General features: G+C 37.5%; 18 protein-coding genes and 2 other annotated features. Of the genes, 6 read left to right on the top strand and 12 right to left on the bottom strand.

Annotation, left to right across the window (positions count from 1 at the left end):
• Positions 1-32: 32 nt before the first annotated feature.
• The gene (locus IGI87_RS03170) at positions 33-713 is read right to left on the bottom strand and encodes a YjjG family noncanonical pyrimidine nucleotidase (RefSeq protein ID WP_002355700.1); all 681 of its coding nucleotides are present in this window, start codon (positions 711-713) and stop codon (positions 33-35) included.
• Positions 710-1,492, bottom strand: coding sequence for a pseudouridine synthase (locus IGI87_RS03165; protein WP_438736229.1), 783 nt, complete (start codon positions 1,490-1,492; stop codon positions 710-712). Before IGI87_RS03165 ends, IGI87_RS03170 begins: the two co-directional genes overlap by 4 nt.
• 330 nt (positions 1,493-1,822) lie before the next feature.
• On the opposite strand from IGI87_RS03165, the gene IGI87_RS03160 reads away from it, so the two are divergent.
• Positions 1,823-2,431, top strand: a complete 609-nt coding sequence (locus IGI87_RS03160; RefSeq protein WP_104855250.1) for a 50S ribosomal protein L25/general stress protein Ctc — start codon at positions 1,823-1,825, stop codon at positions 2,429-2,431.
• A gap of 248 nt (positions 2,432-2,679) precedes the next feature.
• On the top strand, positions 2,680-3,003 hold the full coding sequence (locus IGI87_RS03155; RefSeq protein ID WP_002355697.1) for a DUF960 domain-containing protein: 324 nt from the start codon (positions 2,680-2,682) through the stop codon (positions 3,001-3,003).
• 69 nt (positions 3,004-3,072) lie between these two features.
• Here the strand turns inward: IGI87_RS03155 and IGI87_RS03150 are convergent, their stop codons facing one another.
• The 4 genes from IGI87_RS03150 to IGI87_RS03135 form a co-directional block, all read right to left on the bottom strand.
• Positions 3,073-6,087 (bottom strand): polysaccharide lyase 8 family protein, encoded by a 3,015-nt coding sequence (locus tag IGI87_RS03150; protein ID WP_438736228.1) that lies wholly within the window; start codon positions 6,085-6,087, stop codon positions 3,073-3,075.
• Positions 6,088-6,201: 114 nt separating this feature from the next.
• Positions 6,202-7,002 carry a PTS system mannose/fructose/sorbose family transporter subunit IID gene (locus IGI87_RS03145; RefSeq protein ID WP_002383066.1) on the bottom strand — a complete coding sequence of 267 codons (801 nt, stop codon included), beginning with the start codon at positions 7,000-7,002 and terminating at the stop codon, positions 6,202-6,204.
• Positions 6,995-7,786 (bottom strand): PTS mannose/fructose/sorbose/N-acetylgalactosamine transporter subunit IIC, encoded by a 792-nt coding sequence (locus IGI87_RS03140; protein WP_104855253.1) that lies wholly within the window; start codon positions 7,784-7,786, stop codon positions 6,995-6,997. The genes IGI87_RS03145 and IGI87_RS03140 overlap by 8 nt, the downstream gene beginning before the upstream one ends.
• 48 nt (positions 7,787-7,834) lie before the next feature.
• Positions 7,835-8,728, bottom strand: coding sequence for a PTS mannose/fructose/sorbose transporter subunit IIAB (locus IGI87_RS03135; RefSeq protein WP_002383065.1), 894 nt, complete (start codon positions 8,726-8,728; stop codon positions 7,835-7,837).
• A 260-nt stretch (positions 8,729-8,988) separates the two neighbouring features.
• Between IGI87_RS03135 and IGI87_RS03130 the strand changes: the two genes are divergently transcribed.
• Positions 8,989-9,696: a GntR family transcriptional regulator gene (locus IGI87_RS03130; protein ID WP_438736227.1), complete on the top strand. Its 708-nt coding sequence runs from the start codon at positions 8,989-8,991 to the stop codon at positions 9,694-9,696.
• 24 nt (positions 9,697-9,720) lie between these two features.
• On the opposite strand, the gene IGI87_RS03125 is transcribed toward IGI87_RS03130, so the two are convergent.
• The 6 genes from IGI87_RS03125 to IGI87_RS03100 form a co-directional block, all read right to left on the bottom strand.
• Entirely contained in the window at positions 9,721-11,499 is a 1,779-nt protein-coding gene (locus tag IGI87_RS03125) for a glycoside hydrolase family 35 protein (protein WP_438736226.1), read from the bottom strand.
• Between the two features lie 12 nt (positions 11,500-11,511).
• Positions 11,512-12,675, bottom strand: coding sequence for a glycoside hydrolase family 88 protein (locus tag IGI87_RS03120; protein ID WP_438736225.1), 1,164 nt, complete (start codon positions 12,673-12,675; stop codon positions 11,512-11,514).
• A 132-nt stretch (positions 12,676-12,807) separates the two neighbouring features.
• Positions 12,808-13,635, bottom strand: a complete 828-nt coding sequence (locus IGI87_RS03115) for a hypothetical protein (RefSeq protein ID WP_104855258.1) — start codon at positions 13,633-13,635, stop codon at positions 12,808-12,810.
• A 3-nt stretch (positions 13,636-13,638) separates the two neighbouring features.
• Positions 13,639-15,378 (bottom strand): DUF2264 domain-containing protein, encoded by a 1,740-nt coding sequence (locus tag IGI87_RS03110; protein WP_438736224.1) that lies wholly within the window; start codon positions 15,376-15,378, stop codon positions 13,639-13,641.
• 377 nt (positions 15,379-15,755) lie between these two features.
• Positions 15,756-16,004: a GlsB/YeaQ/YmgE family stress response membrane protein gene (locus IGI87_RS03105; RefSeq protein WP_104855260.1), complete on the bottom strand. Its 249-nt coding sequence runs from the start codon at positions 16,002-16,004 to the stop codon at positions 15,756-15,758.
• Between the two features lie 106 nt (positions 16,005-16,110).
• Complete coding sequence (locus tag IGI87_RS03100) at positions 16,111-17,742, bottom strand: peptide ABC transporter substrate-binding protein (RefSeq protein WP_438736223.1); 1,632 nt, start codon at positions 17,740-17,742, stop codon at positions 16,111-16,113.
• Positions 17,743-17,889: 147 nt separating this feature from the next.
• Positions 17,890-18,122, top strand: a binding site (T-box leader).
• Between the two features lie 153 nt (positions 18,123-18,275).
• Positions 18,276-18,518 (top strand) — a binding site (T-box leader).
• A gap of 53 nt (positions 18,519-18,571) precedes the next feature.
• Here IGI87_RS03100 and IGI87_RS03095 point away from each other — a divergent pair.
• Genes IGI87_RS03095 through IGI87_RS03085 form a run of 3 tightly spaced genes read left to right on the top strand, consistent with a single transcriptional unit; the run spans position 18,572 to position 20,696 of the window.
• On the top strand, positions 18,572-19,216 hold the full coding sequence (locus tag IGI87_RS03095) for an amino acid ABC transporter permease (protein ID WP_002383057.1): 645 nt from the start codon (positions 18,572-18,574) through the stop codon (positions 19,214-19,216).
• A gap of 12 nt (positions 19,217-19,228) precedes the next feature.
• Positions 19,229-19,864, top strand: coding sequence for an amino acid ABC transporter ATP-binding protein (locus tag IGI87_RS03090; RefSeq protein ID WP_113794931.1), 636 nt, complete (start codon positions 19,229-19,231; stop codon positions 19,862-19,864).
• Positions 19,865-19,877: 13 nt separating this feature from the next.
• Positions 19,878-20,696, top strand: a complete 819-nt coding sequence (locus IGI87_RS03085) for an amino acid ABC transporter substrate-binding protein (RefSeq protein WP_104855265.1) — start codon at positions 19,878-19,880, stop codon at positions 20,694-20,696.
• Positions 20,697-20,715: the final 19 nt, after the last annotated feature.

The following is a 20,715-nucleotide window of genomic DNA, read 5'->3' as shown; positions in this document are numbered from 1 at the left end:
ACAACATTTCCTGCACAGGAAATGTTGTTTTTTTAATGCCCAAGAATTGGTAACAACTCATCTAGCTGTTGAATCGTATAATTGGGTTGAATGGTTGGTGTTGCTGGAGCGGAGGTTGGATTGAGCCAAACCGTTTGAATTTTCGCTTGTTGGCCTCCTTGAATATCTGAATGCAAAGAATCGCCAATGATCATTGTTTTTTCTCGACTAAAATTAGGAATCCGTTCAAAAACAAAATCAAAATACTCTTTCATCGGTTTTTGATAACCCACTTCTTCTGAAACAAAAATATCTTTAAAATAAGGCATTAATTTCGAATCTTCCAACCGACGATACTGTGTTTTTGCCACTCCGTTTGTCACAATATATAAATCATAATGGGGTGCTAATTTTTCCAAAATACGTTGACTATTGCCAAGCAAGTCATGTCCTTGACTTAAATATTCTCGGTAGTTTTCTCCCATTTTAACGCTATCAACTTCTCGATTAAACGCGTCAAACAATAAACCAAACCGTGTATCAAGGAGAACATCTTTTGTTATTTTTCCTTCTTCAAATGAACGCCATAATCCTTGATTAATTCGGTGGTATGTTGACTCGACTTCAGATGTAAATGGTACATTTTCTTCTTCAAATAAGGCATGGAGCGCCTTCTTTTCAGCCAATTTAAAATCTAACAATGTATCATCAACATCAAAAAGCAATGTTTTCATTTCCGTTCCTCTTCTCTTTTCAAATTACTCGGTAACGCTTTGCTTGTTTGTTGTTTTTCAATAAAAAAATAAGGCAATAGCAATTGTAACTCTTCTCTTGTTAATGAACGATAAGCACCTAAAGGTAATTGCGGATCTAGCCGCAACGGCCCCATAGTTTGGCGTTTTAAAGCAGTCACTTTTTTCCCCACGGATAAAAACATTTTTTTCACTTGGTGAAATTTTCCTTCTTGAATAGTTAGGAAAACATGACTCTCCGTTTCAGTCGCTGTAAGAACAGTTATTTTTGCTGGCTTACATTGAATGCCCCCTTGCAAAACAATCCCATCTTTAAATTTAGCACAATCTTCTGCAGAGACCAAACCATTGACTTTTACTTCATAACATTTCGCTACTTCTTTATTTGGCCGAATTAATTGATACCCTAATTGTCCATTATCTGTTAATAGAAGTAACCCTTCCGTATCGCCATCGAGTCTTCCCACTGGATAAAGACCAGGGCGTCTGTCTTGCGGCGCAATCAAATCAATGACTGTTTTTTTAGATGCATCTGAGACAGCGCTCACCACACCTTTTGGCTTATTCAACATATAGTACACATGGGTCTTATGCGAAATTAATTGTCCTTTTACTTTAATCATTTGTAATTGCGCATCGACATTTTGGCTTTCATTTAATGTCACGATGCCATCCACAGTGACCTGCTTGCCTTTGATTAATCGTTTCACTGTTTTGCGTGATCCAAACTGAAGTTCTTCTAGTAATTTATCTAATCGCATTGTTCCGCTCCATTCTGGTATTAGTATAGTAGAATCCGTTAAAGATGAAAAGTAGAAAAAGGTAATTCCTTGACGTATAAAAATATAAGTGTTACGGTTAATAAGTAAAGTAAATAAAGGTTTCTCAAAAACAGCGTAATGACCTGGGAGAGAACAACGATAACAATGAACCATTCCCATGAGTGTTGCCTGGCAATATTTGTGGGGATTTTTTGATTATTGTTAGCATTTTTCTAGACAAGAACAACTGAAAAAAGAGTTTCTTTTTTCCATTATGTTTTGTTTCTGAGTTTAACCAAATCACTCATTATTTCAAGGAGGAATTAGGTTATGTCAGTACAATTAGAAGTTAAAGAAAGAGCTATCCGTCCACGTTCACTAAGAAATCAGCTACGTCACGAAGGGAAAGTACCTGCCATTGTTTACGGTTACCAAATTGAAAGTACACCAATCTATTTTGAAGAAAAAGACTTATCAAAAATTTTACGCGAACATGGTGCTAACACCGTTATTAAAATGACAGTTGATGGCAAAAACATCAACACATTAATGTCAAAAGCACAATTAGATACCTTTACTGGTCAAATGCTTCATGTTGAATTCTTATCTGTAAATATGAAAGAAACAACAGAAGTCGAAGCAGAAGTTCAATTAGTTGGTGAATCTGTAGGTGTGAAAGCTGGGGGCACCTTAGCTCAAAACTTGTACACTGTTTTAGTGGCAGCCACACCAGATAAATTACCAGAATCAATTGAAGTAGATATTACAAATTTAGAAATTGGTGATGCTCTTACAATCGCTGATTTACCTGAACACAAAGACTATGAAATTTTAACTGATCCAGAAGAACAACTAGTTGCTATTGTTGAAGCACAAACTGCTCCTGAAGAAGAAGAAGGAACAGCTGCTGAAACAACTGAACCAGAATTAGCCGAATAAAGAGAACACTTTTGTTCAGCTGATTATCTTAAGTTTTAGAAAATGGGAGGTACGTTGAAACAACGTACCTCCCTCTTTCTTTTTACTGCATGTCTTGGTTTCTATACATAAACGATGCCCCCAAGTCAGGAAGCTACAGAGGAATATTAAATTTTTGCTAATCTACGCAATATTTTCAAACGAAACAATTTCTTTTTTTTAAATTTGCAGTATACTAAAAGTAAGTAAACAAAAAGGAGGTCATCCATATGTTTGAACGTTTTGATAGTGACCGTAGCCGCTATGCTTCATTAGGTGTTGTTTCTAGCTTACCTAGTGGCTTAATTGATAGTATTTGGTTGATTATTGACTTAAATCTAAAAGGGGTTATCCCTTTAAACGACTTACTTCACTTTGATTTGTTGAACAATAATGGCAAAGTGACTGTCCATTTTTCTCAAGAAAATAGTTCAGTAGAAATGGCCATCGACTTACCATTTAGTTATTCTACGGCATATCCGTCGCGAATTTTTGCTTTTGATGATGGCCATCGTGAAACGATTTTATTACCTGCAGAAATGTTAGAATCTTAAATAATTTCAACAAAGTAGCCTCAAATTCCGATTAAAACTGGAATTTGAGGCTACTTTAATTTCTTTTAGTTATTCTACAATAATTTGTTTACTACTTCCTGCAGCATTTTCAAAATTAATAGTAAAGGTTGCTGTTGCATCATCATAAGTGATACCGTCACTTTGACTAATTACTGTACTGTAATCTTTTGGTATTTTTAAAGTCAGTGTCTTAGTTGTTTGTGTGGGATCAGAGAAAGTATACGTTTTTTGGTGTTGTTGTATCTTTCTCATTAAAGAAATAGCTTTATTTGAGGTAATCCCTGCTATTGTCCCGCCAGTTTCTGACCAAATGTTAACCCCAAGATAGCCTTCTTCTTCTTGCTTAACTGCTTGAATGTCTTCTGTATTTGAGAGAACTTCTACTGTTTTTTTGGCAGCATATGTTTTTAAATCAGCTTCATCGATTCCTGGTAAAACTACATAAGCATAATGCTCGTTCGTTGGGTGTTGACCATGTTGAATCGTAAATGTTCGATAATCACCTACATATTCTTTATCACTTGGGAATGCTTCATTAATTGCTTTATAGGTTCCTTTTCTAGTTTCACTTTTAACATTAACCGTTGTTTCTTCTGGAAAATAATAACCCATATTAGCATTGGAATGATCCGACTTTAGTAATAACCATTGTTTTTTACTCGTTTCATTTTGCTCATGAATTTCCCCAACGTTTGATAGCACTTGATACTGATACGCATCATTTAACAAACGATTATCAACAACTGTCTCAATCGAAGCTTCTGTATCGCCTTTAATTCCTGCGCCTAATGCGATAATTTGCCCATTTAATACAAACCAAGATTTTTTAGCTTGTAAGTTCATAGGTAAAAGTTTCCCATTATTTTTGGTTCCGTCTTTATTAAGAGCCATCCCTACTACTGCCTGATTTTCTGACGTTACTCCACCAACCCATTGCTCTTTCGATGTGATTGTTGTAAATGCTGAAACTTCATCTGCCAAAGAAAGGGTATCGACCGTTGTTCCTGGTAGTCGATAGGGATCCACAGTTGGCCAATAGCTGGAATTAAATTGAACCTCGTCATCATTATATACGTACATCATCCCGTCACCAGTGTGCCAGCCACGTTTATTTTCTTTATTCCCTGCTTCAAAAGATGCAGTGCGCTTCGAATACAAGCCTAGCCCAAACATATAACTAGGTGTTCGTTGGACAAATCGATCCATCGAAGCATAAAGTTTCGTGCCTGTAAAAGGAAGTTGCCCTCCCATAATTTCTGGATTAGTTAAAAGTTGCATAGTCATCTGTAAATCATTAAAATCACGAGCATTCGTCAAATAATAATCTGGGTTCTCCTTCATCCAATATTTAACGGCTTCTTGAAATTTCTTTTGATAATTATTAGGGGCAAATTTAGCTACAATTAATAAATTATACATGGTAGTTGATCCATAGCCTGTTTTTCCAACTGCTGGGGCTCTTGAGATGGAACGGCCATTCACAGTTGGTAGCATTTCACCTTTATAAATCAAAGGAAGAAAGGCCCGATCAACATTTTCAACAAATTCTGTCACAAGAGTTGCATCCATTTGAAAAGATGAATCTGCTGTAATGGCCAAAATTTGTCCAACCCCTTTCACCAATACATTGCCATACGAACCTGTATAAGGAATGTTATTGTGCTGGATAAAAGAACCATCTTGGTAAAAACCATCCCCTTTTGTGACTAATTTAAATACATCGACGATACTACTGGATGCTTGGTTAATTTTCCCGCTATCCTTTTGTAAAATTCCTAACCCCAAAACAGTTAAAGCTAAGTCCGTTCGGTTCGCTCCTGATGTCACAAAATTTGGGATAAAAGCTAAATCCACAAACGTTCCTTGTGGTTTTGTATACAACTGTTTAAACGGATCTGGGACATAACTGCTCAGCGCATTTGTATAGATTTGTTGCTTTTCCGGAGAAACTTTATCCTCTAAAATCATTAGAATATTAAGAAACTTCTGTGGCACACCAATTTGCCAGTCCCACCAATTTCCGTGGTACTTTTTCCCATCATATCCTTTTTGCGTTACCATAAAATCTAAGCCATCAATAATGGTTGCTGCCAATTTGTCATCTTGGTAAAGCGTACTCCCCTTCGTTCCATAGGCTACCGCTAATGTTTGCAATTTGGTAAATTGAGTCGTTAAATCAGCCGATGGCGTATTGCCAGACTCTAGTGGCCATAAATAGCTGCGGTTCGACTCTTTATTCATCGTTTGATCGAGTTCTGTTGCTTCATTGGAGATTTTTTGGACGTAGTTTACAAGCGCTTGGTTAGTTGAATCATACTCTTTTGAAACAAGCTGATTTCGCCACTTTTCTTTTAATTGTCGATATTCTGTAAATGAATCGATAACAGGAATGCTACCGACGGGGCCGCTCTTCATAGAAATGACATTCAGCTTTGATAGATTACCAAATAGCCTAATTCCTACAGCGCCCGTCCAGTCATCATTAATGGACGTACCATCAGGATAATGAACCTCTTCATTTTCATAAAATAATTGATCATTCAGGAATGTCTGAATTTTTTTCCCATCATAGCGAACCAGCAGTTTATATTGTTGGCCACTTAGTAATGTTGGTCCCGGAATATTAGTTAGCCATTTACCGCCTGGTTGTCCTAATTGCCAGCGGCCGTCACGATTATAAGCAAAAGATTGCCATTGACTCGTCTTTTGTTTATCTCCGCGAAAAACCAATCCGAAGTTACTTTGTCCTTCATATAAAAAGGTTAGTTCAAGATCTCCTGAAGATTGTTCGCGTGCATCAAGATTGATAGAGACAGATTCGAGGTTTGTCCCTTGCTTCGTGTTTGCTATCCATAAACCAGCAGAATCATTCTTTTTTTCTGCTGTTCCCACCAAATCTTGCCAATGCCCAACTTGATTGGGGAAATCTGAAATGTAAGAGGGTTGCTCAAGCGTTTGGCTCGCTTCGTTTTCTTCTGCCAAAGTAAGGGTAGTTCCCATAAATCCACTCGTCAAAGCAGTAAATAGTCCGACCAGCATTAACCATATTTTCCTGTTTTTCATTCTTTCTCCTCCTAAAAAATTATCGTAAAACGCTTACATACAAATTAGAGAAAAAGAGTGAAGAAAAATACTTTCTACACTCTCCGACTCTCTGAAAATCACTTAATATACTTTTTACGCCAAAATACCAAAGGCACTCAAAACAATCGATAAAATTAAAATAATCCAAATCACTCGTGTGGAATTTAATTTCTTTTGACCTAACATCCAATAAGTCAAAAGAACAAGTAAGATCGGAACTAAGGAAGGCAAAATCGCATCTAACGTATCTTGAATAACTAATTCGACCCCGTTCTTTTTATAAACAAAAGGAACTGTCGCCTTGATAACTGAAGGAATTAAGGCACCAATCACAGTCACACCAAGAACAGTTGCTGCATTCGTAAAGGCAGATAACTTGTCTTTCAAGGTTGTCACTAGTTTGACCCCCTGCTTATAACCAAGTGGTAAGAGTGCGGCCCGACCAAATAATAATGCAATATTTGCAATAATCCAAATAACACAGCCAACCACGGAGCCATTTTGAGCCAGTGTCCCTGCAACAGAACCAAAAATTGTGCCCCAAATAACATGGAATAAAGAGTCACCCACGCCTGCCAAAGAACCCATCAGAGCTGTTTTTAGCGCAATAATTGTTTCTTTCGCTTTATAGCCATCTTGCTCTTCAATCGCAACATCAATCCCCATAATTAAATTCCCGAAAATAGCATTGGTGTTAAAAAATTGATTGTGTGTGCGCATCATATCTTGAAATTGTGCTTCATCATGACCATAGAATTTTTTTAAGACAGGTAAGATGCCGTATAAATATCCTGAACTCATCATACGTTCATAGTTCCAGTTTAATTGGCTTCCTAAAATATAACGCCAGCTAATTGCATTTAATTCTTTTTTTGTCAGTTTATGCTTACTCATCGCCGTCATATCCTCCTTCAAAATCACCATTTCCTGTGGTTACTTGTGTCGTGCTTTTTGCCCCATCACGTTTAAATACAAGCATCGCTGCTACCAGCCCAACTATCGAAACACCTAACATCGGAACTTTTAAATAAGCCGCTAAGAAAAAGCCTAATAGTAAATAGGGGATATATTGCTTCGTTGGCAAGTAACGTAATAAAATCCCTACACCGACAACAGGTAAGACCCCTCCAGCTGTTTTTAAGCCCGTCATTAGCCATTCTGGCATGTTATCGGTAATCGTTGTTACTACAGCATCACCCGCTAATAACATTAATAAAATCGGAATGGCACGAGACAGTCCCCACAGAACAGAACCAGATAAAACTAAGCGTGGAATCCGTTTTACTTGCATCTTATCAATCGCTTTATCGACACTATGAAGTAAAAAGACATTACAAAAACGTGCGACTACGTCTAGTTGCAACATCAACAGAGAAACAGGAACAGCTAAACCAATACCATACTCCGCTCCTTTTCCAGAAATCACAGCGAAAGCGGTTCCTAAAACAGCCCCTGTGAAATAGTCAGGTACCGATGCTCCACCAAAAGCAGCAATTCCTAAACGCATTAATTGAAGAGTGCCGCCAACCATTAAACCAGTTTTCAAATCTCCCATGATCATCCCAGAAATCATTCCAGCAATAGCTGGTTGCGTCAACGTATTGGAAATAAGTGAGTCATTAATAGCAATAAACGCATAAAGAGTAATTAAAATAATTTGATACGCTGCTAAATGCATTGAATTTTCCTCCTAAATTTAAAAATATTCTTTCTTAGTCTGTCATTTTTAGCCGCGTAATTTTTTCATAAAATCAACGACTGGATCGTTTGGGACTAATTGGGCTGTCACAGTGACGCCTTTCGAAGCGATTGTTTCAAAAATTTGTTCTTCTTCTGGTAAAACTTGAATACTTTTTGTTACTTCGCGTGCGCCTTCTTTGTAACTCATATTCCCAACATTTACAGTTTTGATAGGTCCTTGCGCTTCGATAAAGCGGAGCACATCTTTCGGATTTTTAAATAATAAAAATAAACGTTGCTTACCATATTTTCCTGATTGAATATTTTTAGCTGCAGCTTCTACTCCAAGAACAGATAAACGCATCGAAGAAGGCGCTGCCATTCTCAAAGATGATTTTTGTAAAGGATCTGTAGCCGCCTCATCATTGGCTACAATTATTCGCTGTGTACTAAGACTTGTTGACCAAATTCCCGCTACTTGTCCATGAATTAAGCGTTCATCAATCCGTGTGTTTACAATATTTTCTTTTCCAGCATATTGACTATAGTTACTTAACTCTTTTTCTTTGCTAGCTTCTGAAATCTCTTGTTCTGCTTGATTCATTCCAGCCTTTACATCAACAATATTTTCTTGTGCTAAACAAACTAATTCTTTAATCGAAGCCTGTTGATTGACCACTGCTTCAATCACAACAGAGAGCGTCATCCCTGCAATAATTTCCACTCCGTCAACGTTCAAATAATTCTTAGTTGCCACGTTACATGGTGTTCCGCCTAGTAAATCAGCAATAATCAGTGTCGTACCGTTAAGGGCTTTCATTTTTTCGTTTAGCTCTTTCTCAAATTGAAGATTGTCGCTATCTGGTCGTAATGAGACTGTATGCACGTGTTCTTGCCGACCAACAATCATTTCTAAGCTAACTTTGACGCCTTCAGCCATGCTACCATGACTAATTAGTACAATGTTTTCCACGAATTTCCCTCCCTAAATGTAGATGACTCTACTTAACATGTTATGTTTTCTACGAACTTACTATAACACATACTAAGTTATCCGTAAACCTAATATCTTAATATATTGAATTTATTTTTTTGAATCCTTTAAATAAAAATTGTCTTTCCTCTTTTTCAAAGTGTTTGCTAAAGACTAGTTAACATGTTATGCTTAATTCATTCGATTACTAGAATGGAGGCAATCGCATGTTACCTAAATACGAACAAATCAAACAAGACCTTTTACGTGAAATAAAAAATCATACCTTTATTCCTGGTGATAAATTTTATTCTGAAGCCGATATTAAACGAAAATATGCTGTTAGCTCCATCACAGCTGTCAAAGCACTGAATGAGCTAACCAGTGCAGGTTACTTGTATCGTATCCAAGGAAAAGGGACCTTTGTTTCGAAATCAAAAGTTTCTCAAAATGTAAAATTTTCTGATATCGAGTTGCATTCTTTAGACTCTGAAAAAGTTAAAGTCCTTTCAATTGAAGAAGAAAATCAAGCCGAAATTTTAAAGGAATTAGGCTTACCAGCTAACGCTTCTTATTATAGAATCAAGCGTGTACGCTATTCTGAAGATACACCCTTTCTCGTACATATCACACATCTTCCCAAAAAGCTTGTTAAAGAGCCGCTCTCAAAGGACCTCACAGCTTATGCAAGTGTGTATGAACGAGTCCGTAAAGATTTTTCAGTAGACCTCTTCTCATTGGCTTCTGTAGAAACAAATGAAATTGTCTTTCCCGAAGATGCTGAGTTATTGAATTTACTTCAATTAAGTTTTCGTGAACCCGCTGTTAAACAACTCAAACATTCCTATCTCGCAGATGGTAGTGTTGCTGAATATATTATCAGTTATAAACATTGGAAATATTTCAAAACCAAAATAGAAGTAGAAGCCGAATAAATTTCAGCTTCTACTTCTATTTTTTTAGTCTATGATCACTTGATTCGTAAATTTCAAGTACTCAATGTTAATTCCCTCTGTTTCAAAAATTACTACTTCATTTTGTCCTTGCTGTAAAAATTCTTTGGGACAATACAGCGAATGAATTGGTCCTATTTCCCAATAACGACCTAGATGATGACCATTGACCACAACGAATCCTTTGCCGTAGCCTCGACAGTCAATATACGTGTCTGCTAGCTGTTTTAATTCAAATGTTACTTGATAAAACGAAGGCTGCAATGGATTTTTTCCAACTGTGTAATCAATCTTGGCTAATTGCTCTTGTGAAAAAGTTAAGGGATAGTGTTGATAGCCTTGATGAAAATGAATGTCTTGCATCACTCCACCTCGAATTCCTTTACTTTGTGTCGGATTATTTAATTTAAAGCCATAATTAACGCGACCTAAATTTTCCACTAAAATATCTAACGCAAGTGTGTCTTTTTCAGTTTTTCCTGAAATGAGTAGCTCTTCTCCCACTGTCTCTTGATATTGGGTAGCAGCTAAATCTCCATCTACATAAATGTGTAAACGATCACTGGCCTCAACGACTTTTAGTTTATTTTCATGATGATAATTTTTTAAATCAAACGAATAAAGCAAGTAGCCATAGCCTGAGCCAGCTTCTTCCATACTTAATGGATACGTGGTGGTCTTCGGTGTCATCATTTGATCTTTTACTGCGAATAAGGATACGCTAGCAGTTACTGGAAAGCTTCCTAAATTCCCCAGTTTTTTCGTGCGTGGTTGTGCTTGCCAAACTTCTGGACATACTTCTTTAATTGCTTTTTGAACGGCATAATATTTTTCTGTTGGTTCTCCTGCTTCTGTTAATAAAGCATCATAATCATAGCTAGTGACTTGAGGTAGATCTTTTGCACCTCGCGCCGAACACCCGTTATAAAAGCCGAAATTTGTTCCTCCATGAAACATATAGAGATTTAAAGAACCCACTGCCAGCATATCTTTTACTTCTTTCGCCAAGTCGGTACCTTCCCGCTGAATCACTGGTTCGCCCCAACGATTGAACCACCCATCCCAGTATTCCATGCACATCAACGGCCATTTTTTACCATGACGAGTCATAAATTTTCTCAAAACAGCAGCATTTTCTTTCGAATGACTACCAAAATTTCCTGTCACAAAAACATCCTCTTCAATTAACGTCCCCGCATCCAAAACCTCTTCCCAAGCGCCATCAGCTGTAAAAAGAGGAACCTCAATCCCCAGTTCTTCCATTATCTGCTTGGTTTGTCGCAAGTACGCTTTCTCCATGCCATAGGACCCATATTCATTTTCAACCTGCATCATGATCACTGGTCCACCTTGTGTTATTTGCAGCGGTGCTAGTTTAGGTAATAATACTTGAAAATAGTTACGAACTTTAGTCATAAAAATAGGATCTGTCGAACGTAAGCGCACGCCTTTTTCTTTCAAAAGCCATGCTGGTAAGCCACCAAACTCCCATTCTGCACAAATATAAGCCGAAGGACGCAGAATAACTAGTAAATTCAGTTTTTCTGCCACGCGGACAAATGCTTCAATGTTTTTCATTCCTTCAAAATCGTATACGCCTTCTTCTGGTTCATGAATATTCCAAGGAATGTAGGTTTCTACTGTATTAGCTCCTAAAGCTTTCAGATTATAGAGGCTATCTTCCCATTGTCTAGGTGTCATTCGAAAGTAATGAATCGCCCCGCTAATAATTTTTATTGGTTGTCCATTTAATAAAAAGTCTTCTTTAATCTCAAACGTTTGCATCATTTTTCCCCTTTACCAGTATCTTTGCCATGATGGTTTTGCTAAACGCATTAAGGCTTCCATGTAAAAATAATCGCCCCATAAGTTGGGTTCATCAATCCCTTTTCCTTCTGCATGTGCGTAAACACCATGGAGTAGCAGTCCTTCATTTTCGGGATCATTTTGCGTACGATAATATTCTCCTAATTGATAAATCATTCCTTTGGCAAGCTCATTCGCTTGAGGAAAAGCCTGTAGTTTGTCTGCTTCCAGTAAACCACATGCCGCAATTGCCAGTGCCGAGCTATCTTTGTCAGATGGCATTTGGTCATTAAAATCAAAATCCCAATAAGGAATTAAATCTGCTGGTAAATGAGCTAGAAAAACCTCCACTATTTGTGGATAAATTTCTGGAAATGGTTGGGAATGGAGAAATGTTTCGTTTAGGGGAATCCCTAAAATTGCCCAACTTTGGCCTCGTGCCCAAATGGAAGTATCACTATGTCCTTGATGCGTAGCTCCATGTTTTGGTCGACCAGTTTCTGGATCAAAATAATAGGTATGATAAGTTGTCGCATCGGATTTAATCACCGTTTTCATTAACGTATGATAGTGACGTGAGGCAATTTCCTCATAAACTCTATTTCCAGATAATTTAGTTGCTTCAAATAAAAGCGGTAAATTCATTAATGAGTCGATAATTAATCGATATTCTTTGGGATCACCATAATGGCCCCACGCTTGGATGAAGGAGCCATTTTCTTGGAATCGTGCTGACAATACTTCAGCGGCAGCTAGCACTTCTTGTTTACAGCGCTCATCACCGGTAATTTTATACCCAGCACCCGCCGATAGACTATATAAAAAACCAATGTCATGGTGGTCCAAAACAAAATGCTCCTCTAACCGTTGTTGAAAGCTGTCAATATTTTCCATTGCCAGTAAACGAAATTTTTCTTGGTGAGACCACTCATATGCCAGCCAAAGCATGCCTGTCCAAAAGCCATTGGTCCAATCATCGTTAGCTTTGAGACGATATCGACCATTCGTAGCACAAGCTGAAGGAAACTGTGTTCCGAAACGCTGCATATTTTTAGCAATTTTTGAAACGCATTCATTTAATTGCGTTTGAATCCATTCATCTGTGACATTTTCTCCTAGAGAGATCAGTCTTTGTTTATTTTCTTGACTACACATCTCCATCACTCCTTAACTTGTTAACATATTAACTTATTGTATTATAACGTAAAAGAAAATAAAAAGCGACCTTTCTTGATTATTTCTCTTAAAAACAAAATAAACTAGCCATCGAAAGGCTAGTTTATTTTGTTATTTATTCCGACCGAATACTTCAATTTGGGTCAACGCTGGAAACGGAGAAGAGTCCAGCGCTTTTCGTAAGCATTTTAATGTCAAAGTTTGTGTTGATTTCATTGGGAACTTTATTTCTTGAAAACAGGCGGTATTCGTTGTGGCAACTACTCGTTCCTCACCATCTGAAAAAGCTAAAGTGACTTCCTCCCAATAGCTATCATGTGGGTAATCCGCCCGAAATAGCAAGCGGATCCAGTCCGTTTCTACAGGCCTGCCAAAGTCAATCGTTAACTGTGCCTCCTTTTGTTGGTTAATTCCCCAAGAAGCAAATGGATACGAACCATGAGAAAGGTTACCAAACTTAGAATCAATAGCATTTTTCGCAAAGAAAACAGCATCGTCTCTCGTTTCAACGTTTGCATACGCATGGGGATAGGCCCCTGAATATTCTTTTTGGTCATGTGTATTCATAGAAAGATTTTGATAATTGTCTTTTTCAAACGTGTGCGCTTGTCGAACCATTATTTGGTGCCTTGCTGAATGAAAAGCCGTATCAACAAAAGCTTTTCGAGCAGATTCTTCTAATGGAATTTGATATTCCCAAACTTCTTCTTTTAGATAAATCAATGAAGGAGCCAAAGTTTCATCTAGTTGAACCACCAAATAAGGGCTAGTCCCTGTATAAGTAACTACAATTTTGTCGCCAACTTGATAAAAGTACTGTTTAATTGCTAATACCGCTGACGTTTCTCCCTCCGTCATGAAAGGTGCTTCTGGCTTCTCGTGATCGATTCGGCCAGTAATAATTTGATTGTCTTTATTTTTCAATTCGATTTTTATCATTTTTTATTCCTCCCTTGTCACACCACCTACCAAACAAATCAGGCGATGCGTTCCTATTGGTAGCTCTTTTTGCAAATAAGGTAAACTTGTTCTTGGGAAAAACAACGATGTATTGGGTTCAGGTTGAAGAATACCTGCATGGTCATACCCTTCAATTGCAACTATTTGCGAACACAATTCTCCTGAATCGACTCTAGCCCACTCTTTACCAAGTTCTTTTTCTGGAAATTTTCCAAGTAACGGTAGAGTGAATCCTCCTTCTCGCACTTTTAATGGAACCGATGTCACTATTTCATGTACTCTAACATGCCATTCTCCAAAAGGATAAATGGTTGTTTCAATTTCTACTTCTTGAAAAGGTAGCCATTTATAATAAACCTGCTCCTCTGTTAAATAAAAATCATGAACTTTCCCTTTAACACGAAAATATTCACCATCACGAGAAACAGCCAATACGTTATCAAAAGCCCCCTCATCATAACGCGAACCAGCTTTGGGAACGCTAAAACCAAAGCGACTAGAATAGACAAATTTACTATATTTAGCCGCAGCATGCGCTTGATTTTCAAGCCATAGTCCTGCAGGATAGCCAAGGACATGCGTTTTCATTTTAGGATGGATGAATAACATGTTTCCCTTTTCAATCAAACGCTTTTCTTCTCGTTTTATCGCTAGCGGTTCAGCACGCCAAAACGGATGGTCTTGATCCACTGCGAGTAACAAAAATGTTTTAAAGGCCCAATACGGAGAGCCTGGTGCGTTATAGCCTTCTGCCATTACTAAATTTTCATAATGATAGCCAATGGACAACCGACCATCATAAGTGAAAATAGCCTGTTGCATCCAACAGTGTAAATGTTTTGCTAACAGCGTTTTTATTTGTCCCCAAGGTAACGCCTCTACTTCTGCAAATATCAAAGCTGCGAAAAACGCTCCTTGAGCAAATCGATACGTTTGACTACGTCCGTAAGGTAACGCTTCGCCCTCCTTATCAAAATAGTACAGATAGTCCTGCGTAAACATAACGGCTCGGTCTGTAAAACGTTTTGCACGAACAGGATCTTTTTCTCGCATAAATTTGACATAAATCAAACTATAATAATGAAAAGCAAACGAAATATAATAATCTCTTTGCGTAGTTTTACCATCCATGTACCAACCATCACCTAAATACATGCGTTCAATCAACGCCAATTCTTCCTCTAGTTCCGCTTGGTTAATCACTTGTCCACATCCCTCGAGTGCCAAACGAATGAGCACTTTGAAAAACGTCCAATTATTTTTAGGAATTTTACAACCAAGTGCTTTATTTAACCAAGCTATGATATTTTTTTGCTGTTTCTCAGAAAAACAGGACCAAAAATATGTCTTATGGAGCAATAAAGTTAAAGATAATGCTGCTGCTTCCACAATATATTGATCATAATCAACAATAACGCCCCAATAATCTGGGGATGACGGATCGGTACCTACGATTAATTTTTCCACATAAGCATCTCTTAAAACATCATCTTTACAAGCAACCCAATATGGTCCAATTCCCCATAATGGTCGAATGAGCGCTTCCATTTCAGCATGTTGCTGATCATATACAGCACCACTGGACCCAAAATTCACGCCAGGTTTTTCTGATGTTAAAATAGCCGTTTTTAAAGGTCTCATGATTGTTTCAAAAGCTTCCAAATATGCTTCTCTGGTCAAAAAAAGATTACTTTTTAACGATTCCATGCTTTTCGCCCCCATTAGTTTAATTCAAAGAATAACAAGGGCACATATTTTTTTCAACTATCGTTTAATGAATAAAACGGCGTATTATGAGAGCAGCATTTCATCTTTACTGAACTTAACATATTAATTTTTTCTTTAATTTTGTTGAACCTTGAGCTATTCACTTTATCCGACAAAACTTCCTTTATCAAAAATGAATAATAAATGAAAAATAAGTAGTCTACCGTAGGAAATTCTCATAATAAATATTTTAAAAAAAAGAGTCTATGACAAAAATCCAAAGAGATTTTTGTCATAGACTTAAAATATGATAGAAAAGACATCAAAAGTAATGGTCTGATTAACCTTCACAAGTTTTATGATGCTTTTCAAGATATCATTTTGATACAAATTTACGCCATGCGGTTTACAATAAAAGAGTAAATAGCGATACAGATAATCGCTCCTAGCAACGCTGAGATAATTGGAAAGCCGCCGATGACTGGTCCTAAAGAAGGCAACAAGAGTGATGCTACCCAACTTCCTAAAAAGCCCACGATAATATTTCCAATAATGCCACCTGGCACGTCTTTTCCTAAAATTGCGCCAGCAATTGCGCCAATAATTCCTCCGACAATTAATGCCCATAAAAAGCTAAACATTTGAAAAACCTACCTTTCATAGTTAATTTTTTTAGTTAATTTTCCTACTTTAAGAATAAAACAGAAAGCAGACTTTTTCAAAAGATAGGACCTTTTAGAAGTCAATTTATTCTTCTACATAAGCTAAACGATAGGAAACTGTGCGACCAAAAGAAAATACTTGCAAACCTTGTAAGCGATCTGATTTCAAGTAACCAATGGCTCCTTGGAATAAGGGTAAAACACCGGCATCTTTTTCAATTAATGTTTTTTCTAAACTTAGTAATTCATTCCAGCGTTTTTCAGGTTCATTGGCGTAATCTTTTCTAACTTTTTGGAGACCCGCATCATACGCTGAATCGTTATAACCAGAAGTATTTAAGCCACTTTTTGAGTCATAAAATTCTAAAAAATTAATGGGATCAGCATAGTCAGGTGTCCATGTTCCAAAGGCTAAATCGTAATTACCTGCTGTTTGTAAATCCAAACGATTTTGCAAAGGCAGTGATTTTAATTTGATTGTTAAACCTGGTAAATTTTGTTGCAATTGCCCTTGAACAAATTCAATGGTTTTCTTGGCAATCGCTGAGTCCGCTGAGATTAGTTCCAATTCAATTTTATCTTTGCCCAACTCTTCTTTCGCTTTGGCCCAGTTGGCTTGGGCTTCTTTAATATTATATGGCAATAAATCACCATTTTCTTTGCGGAAATCTTCACCTGTATCTGGATTTTTTGCAAAATTAGCTGGTACAAAACCATTTAAAGCTGTCGAGCCATCCCCTAAAATTTCTTTTGCAAAAGTTTCTTTGTCAATCGCTTGTAAAAAAGCTTTTCGAACATGTTCGTTGCCTGTAATTTCACGGCGATGATTGGGACTTAAATAACCCACCATGGCTTTAGGCACAAAATGCGCTTGTTTTGAGTCTTTATATTGCAGTGCATAAGTATCGGCTAAAACAGTGTAATCTAAATCGCCATTATCAAAAAGATTGGCTCCTGTGCCAATTTCTTTCACTACTTGAACATCAATTTCATTCAATTTGACGTGTTCTTTATCCCAATAATGATCATTCTTCTTCAATTTCCAGGTTTCTGAATTGCCATCCCAACCTGAAATTACAAACGGCCCATTGCCAACAAAATTATCTGCAGAAGTCCCATAGGCAGTGCCTTTTTCTTTGGCAAAGGCTTCATTTTTAGGCATAAAAGGTGTCCCCACCAAAACTTGGGCTAAATAAGGAATTGGATTTTCCAATGTTAGTTCTAGTGTCTGGTCATCGATTGCTTTGACACCAAATTCTTCCATCGTGGCTTGTCCTTCCCGAACCGCACGTCCATTTTTAAAAATATCCATTTGATTACTGCTGCTTGAACCATACGCTGGATCGACCACGTTTCTAAAAGCAACTACAAAATCCCCTGCTTTAACAGGATCCCCGTTTGTCCATTTTGCCTCTCGTAACTTAAATGTATAGACTAACCCGTCTTCACTAACTTGTGGCTCTGCTTTCGCCATAGCTAGCTCAGGATCTCCGTTTTTATCTTGTCGATACAAGCCTTCAACCACTTGACCAATCATATCGGAACTATAGACATCTGTATAATGAGCGCTGTCTAATGTCGATAGTTCACCACCAGATGCGACGTTAATTTTCTGTGTGGCTGTTTCGTTCGAGGTTGTTTTCGAACCACCACTGCCACACGCTGCTAAGACCAAGCCCAACACAACAAGTCCGATTAACCACTTTTTCTGTTTCATACCAAAACTCCTCCTTCTGTTCAAACAACTTACTTACATTTTACATGATTTTCCATATATTTGTCCTTTTTCAGCACTTACTTTTTGAAAGAAAAATATTTTTTTAAGAATAAGAGTTGACAGATATTTTTTCTGGTGGTACAGTATTGAAAAACAGAGAACAGAAGAGTAACTGTTTCCTTTAGTGAAGAGAGTCTTTGGTTGGTGGAAAAAGACGTAAAGAAACAGCGAACCACATCTGGGAGTTGACTTTTTGAACCCTTAGTAGGAAAGTCCGGGACCACTCGTTAACAGTCGAAGTTATGAACTTCATGAGGTTCGTGTTGTGAAACACGAATAAACTAAGGTGGAACCACGATAATTGATTATTCGTCCTTTGGCTGACTAGCCAAAGGACTTTTTTGTTTTTTAGAGGCACTTTCAAACTGAGAGCGTCATTCAACCACTCAAGTCTGTTGTCCCCTTTTCTTTATGCTTAATGGGATAATCTAGAAAAACAACAGGTTTTCTGTTCCGTTCGAACAATTTCATACTTACAATCAAGGCTTAGGACATAGTAATTTAGCTCTTCCTTTACAGAGACTTTTTCATTGGCTGAAAGAAAAAGATGGCTTCTTCTTTACTCACACCTAAAAGATGTTTTTCTGAATCCTTTAGTAAGAAAAACCGGTGACTCTATCGTTAACAGAGAGTAGTTGTCAACGCAACTACATAAGGCTTATCTTGTGAAAGATAAGTAAATTGAGGTGGCACCACGAATGCGATTCGTCCTCTTGGCTCACAGCCAAGAGGCTTTTTTGTTTTTTAATAAAAATTGTTGGAGGAAAAAATGATGGATTATATTTTAGAAATTTTACCTGCTTTAGTTAGCGGAGCTGGCATGACACTGAAAGTCTTTTTCTTTACGCTCCTTGGCTCGATTCCACTGGGGATTATCATTGCCTTTATTTTACAAAGTTCGTTTAAACCTTTACGTTACTTAATTAACCTCTACATTTGGTTAATGCGCGGCACTCCGCTATTGTTACAATTAATTTTTGTTTTCTACGGCTTACCATTAATTGGTATTGTCTTTGAACGTTACGACGCGGCCTTATTCGCATTTATTTTAAATTATGCTGCGTACTTTGCTGAAATTTTCCGCGGGGGGATTCAAGCCATTCCCCAAGGACAATATGAAGCTGCCAAAGTTTTACGTTTAACACGTTTTCAAACAGTCACGCGGATTATTTTGCCACAAGTTGTTAAAATCGTGCTGCCTTCCGTAGGAAATGAAATTATCAATTTGGTTAAGGATACTTCTCTTATTTATGTCCTTGGCTTAGGCGATCTTTTACGTGCTGGTAAAATTGCGATGAGCCGCGATGTTACATTAGTGCCATTAGCTTTAGTGGGAGTGATTTATTTACTCTTTACAGCAATTTTAACTGTTGCTTCTAAGAAAATTGAAAAATTCTATCAATATTATAAATAGGAGGAATCTACCATGTTAACTATTAAAAATTTAACCAAACATTTTGATAACCGGACCATTATTGATCACTTAAATTTAGAAATTCCAGATGGTAAAATTTTAACGATTGTTGGTCCTTCAGGCGGTGGAAAAACCACTTTGCTTCGTTGTTTAGCTGGTTTAGAAACCATTGATTCTGGTGAGCTTTTGTTGGATGGTGTTCCTTTCAATCCTGCTGAAATGGACAATGCCGATCAAGTGGTTGGGGTCGTTTTCCAGGACTTCCAACTTTTCCCTCACTTATCAGTTTTAGAAAACATTACCTTAGCACCTACATTAGTACTAAAAGAAGAAAAATCAAAAAGTCAGCAAGAAGCTTTAGAATTACTGGAAAAATTGGGCTTGGCTGGTAAAGAAAAACTCTATCCGTATCAACTTTCCGGTGGACAAAAACAACGAGTTGCACTTGCTCGTGCCTTAGCAATGAAGCCAAAAGTTCTTGGGTACGATGAACCAACAAGTGCGTTAGATCCTGCTTTACGCCAACAAGTGGAAGAAGTTATTTTAGATTTACGGAAACAAGGCATGACACAGATCGTCGTGACCCACGATATGGCTTTCGCTGAAAAAATTGCAGACAATCTTTTGACGGTTGCCCCCGTCCAATAGAAAGGAGTTTATAATGAAAAAGAAATCTTCTTTAGCCTTGCTGGTTATCTGTTGTAGTTTACTCCTATTTGCAGGTTGTGGTAAAAGAAAAAGCAACGAAGATCAATGGACACGGATTAACGAAGAAAAACGGATTATTATTGGCTTAGATGACTCCTTTGTGCCCATGGGTTTTCAAGATAAAGCAGGCAAAATTGTCGGCTTTGATGTCGACTTAGCCAAAGCGGTTTTTAAACTTTATGGCATTTCCGTTGACTTCCAACCGATTGATTGGTCTATGAAAGAAACAGAATTACAAAATCAAACCATTGATCTTATTTGGAACGGCTACACTAAAACGAGCGAGCGGGCCGAAAAAGTTCAATTCACACAACCTTACATGACGAACGACCAAGTACTTGTTTCTTTAAAAGAAAAAAACATTGCAACAGCGAGCGACATGCAAGGCAAAATTTTAGGGGTTCAAAATGGCTCTTCTGGCTATGATGGCTTCGAAAGTCAGCCCAACGTTTTGAAAAAATTTGTTAAAGACCAAACGCCTATTTTATATGACGGCTTTAATGAAGCTTTCTTAGATTTAAAATCTGGTCGAATTGACGGACTCCTAATCGATCGCGTTTACGCCAACTACTATCTTTCCCACGAAGATAATTTAAAAAACTATACTATTTCTCATGTCGGCTATGACAATGAAGATTTTGCTGTGGGCGTCCGCAAATCAGACAATCAATTAGTCCAAAAAATCAATGCTGCCTTTGAAACTTTACGAAATGATGGCACCCTTAGTAAAATTTCTCAAAAATGGTTTGGAGAGGACGTTACAAATCATTAAAAGTTGACCAATAAAAAAT

Origin of the sequence: Enterococcus sp. DIV1444a (assembly GCF_051712125.1) — a bacterium.
Lineage (GTDB): Bacteria > Bacillota > Bacilli > Lactobacillales > Enterococcaceae > Enterococcus > Enterococcus faecalis.
This window is presented reverse-complemented; position numbering and strand designations above follow the sequence as displayed.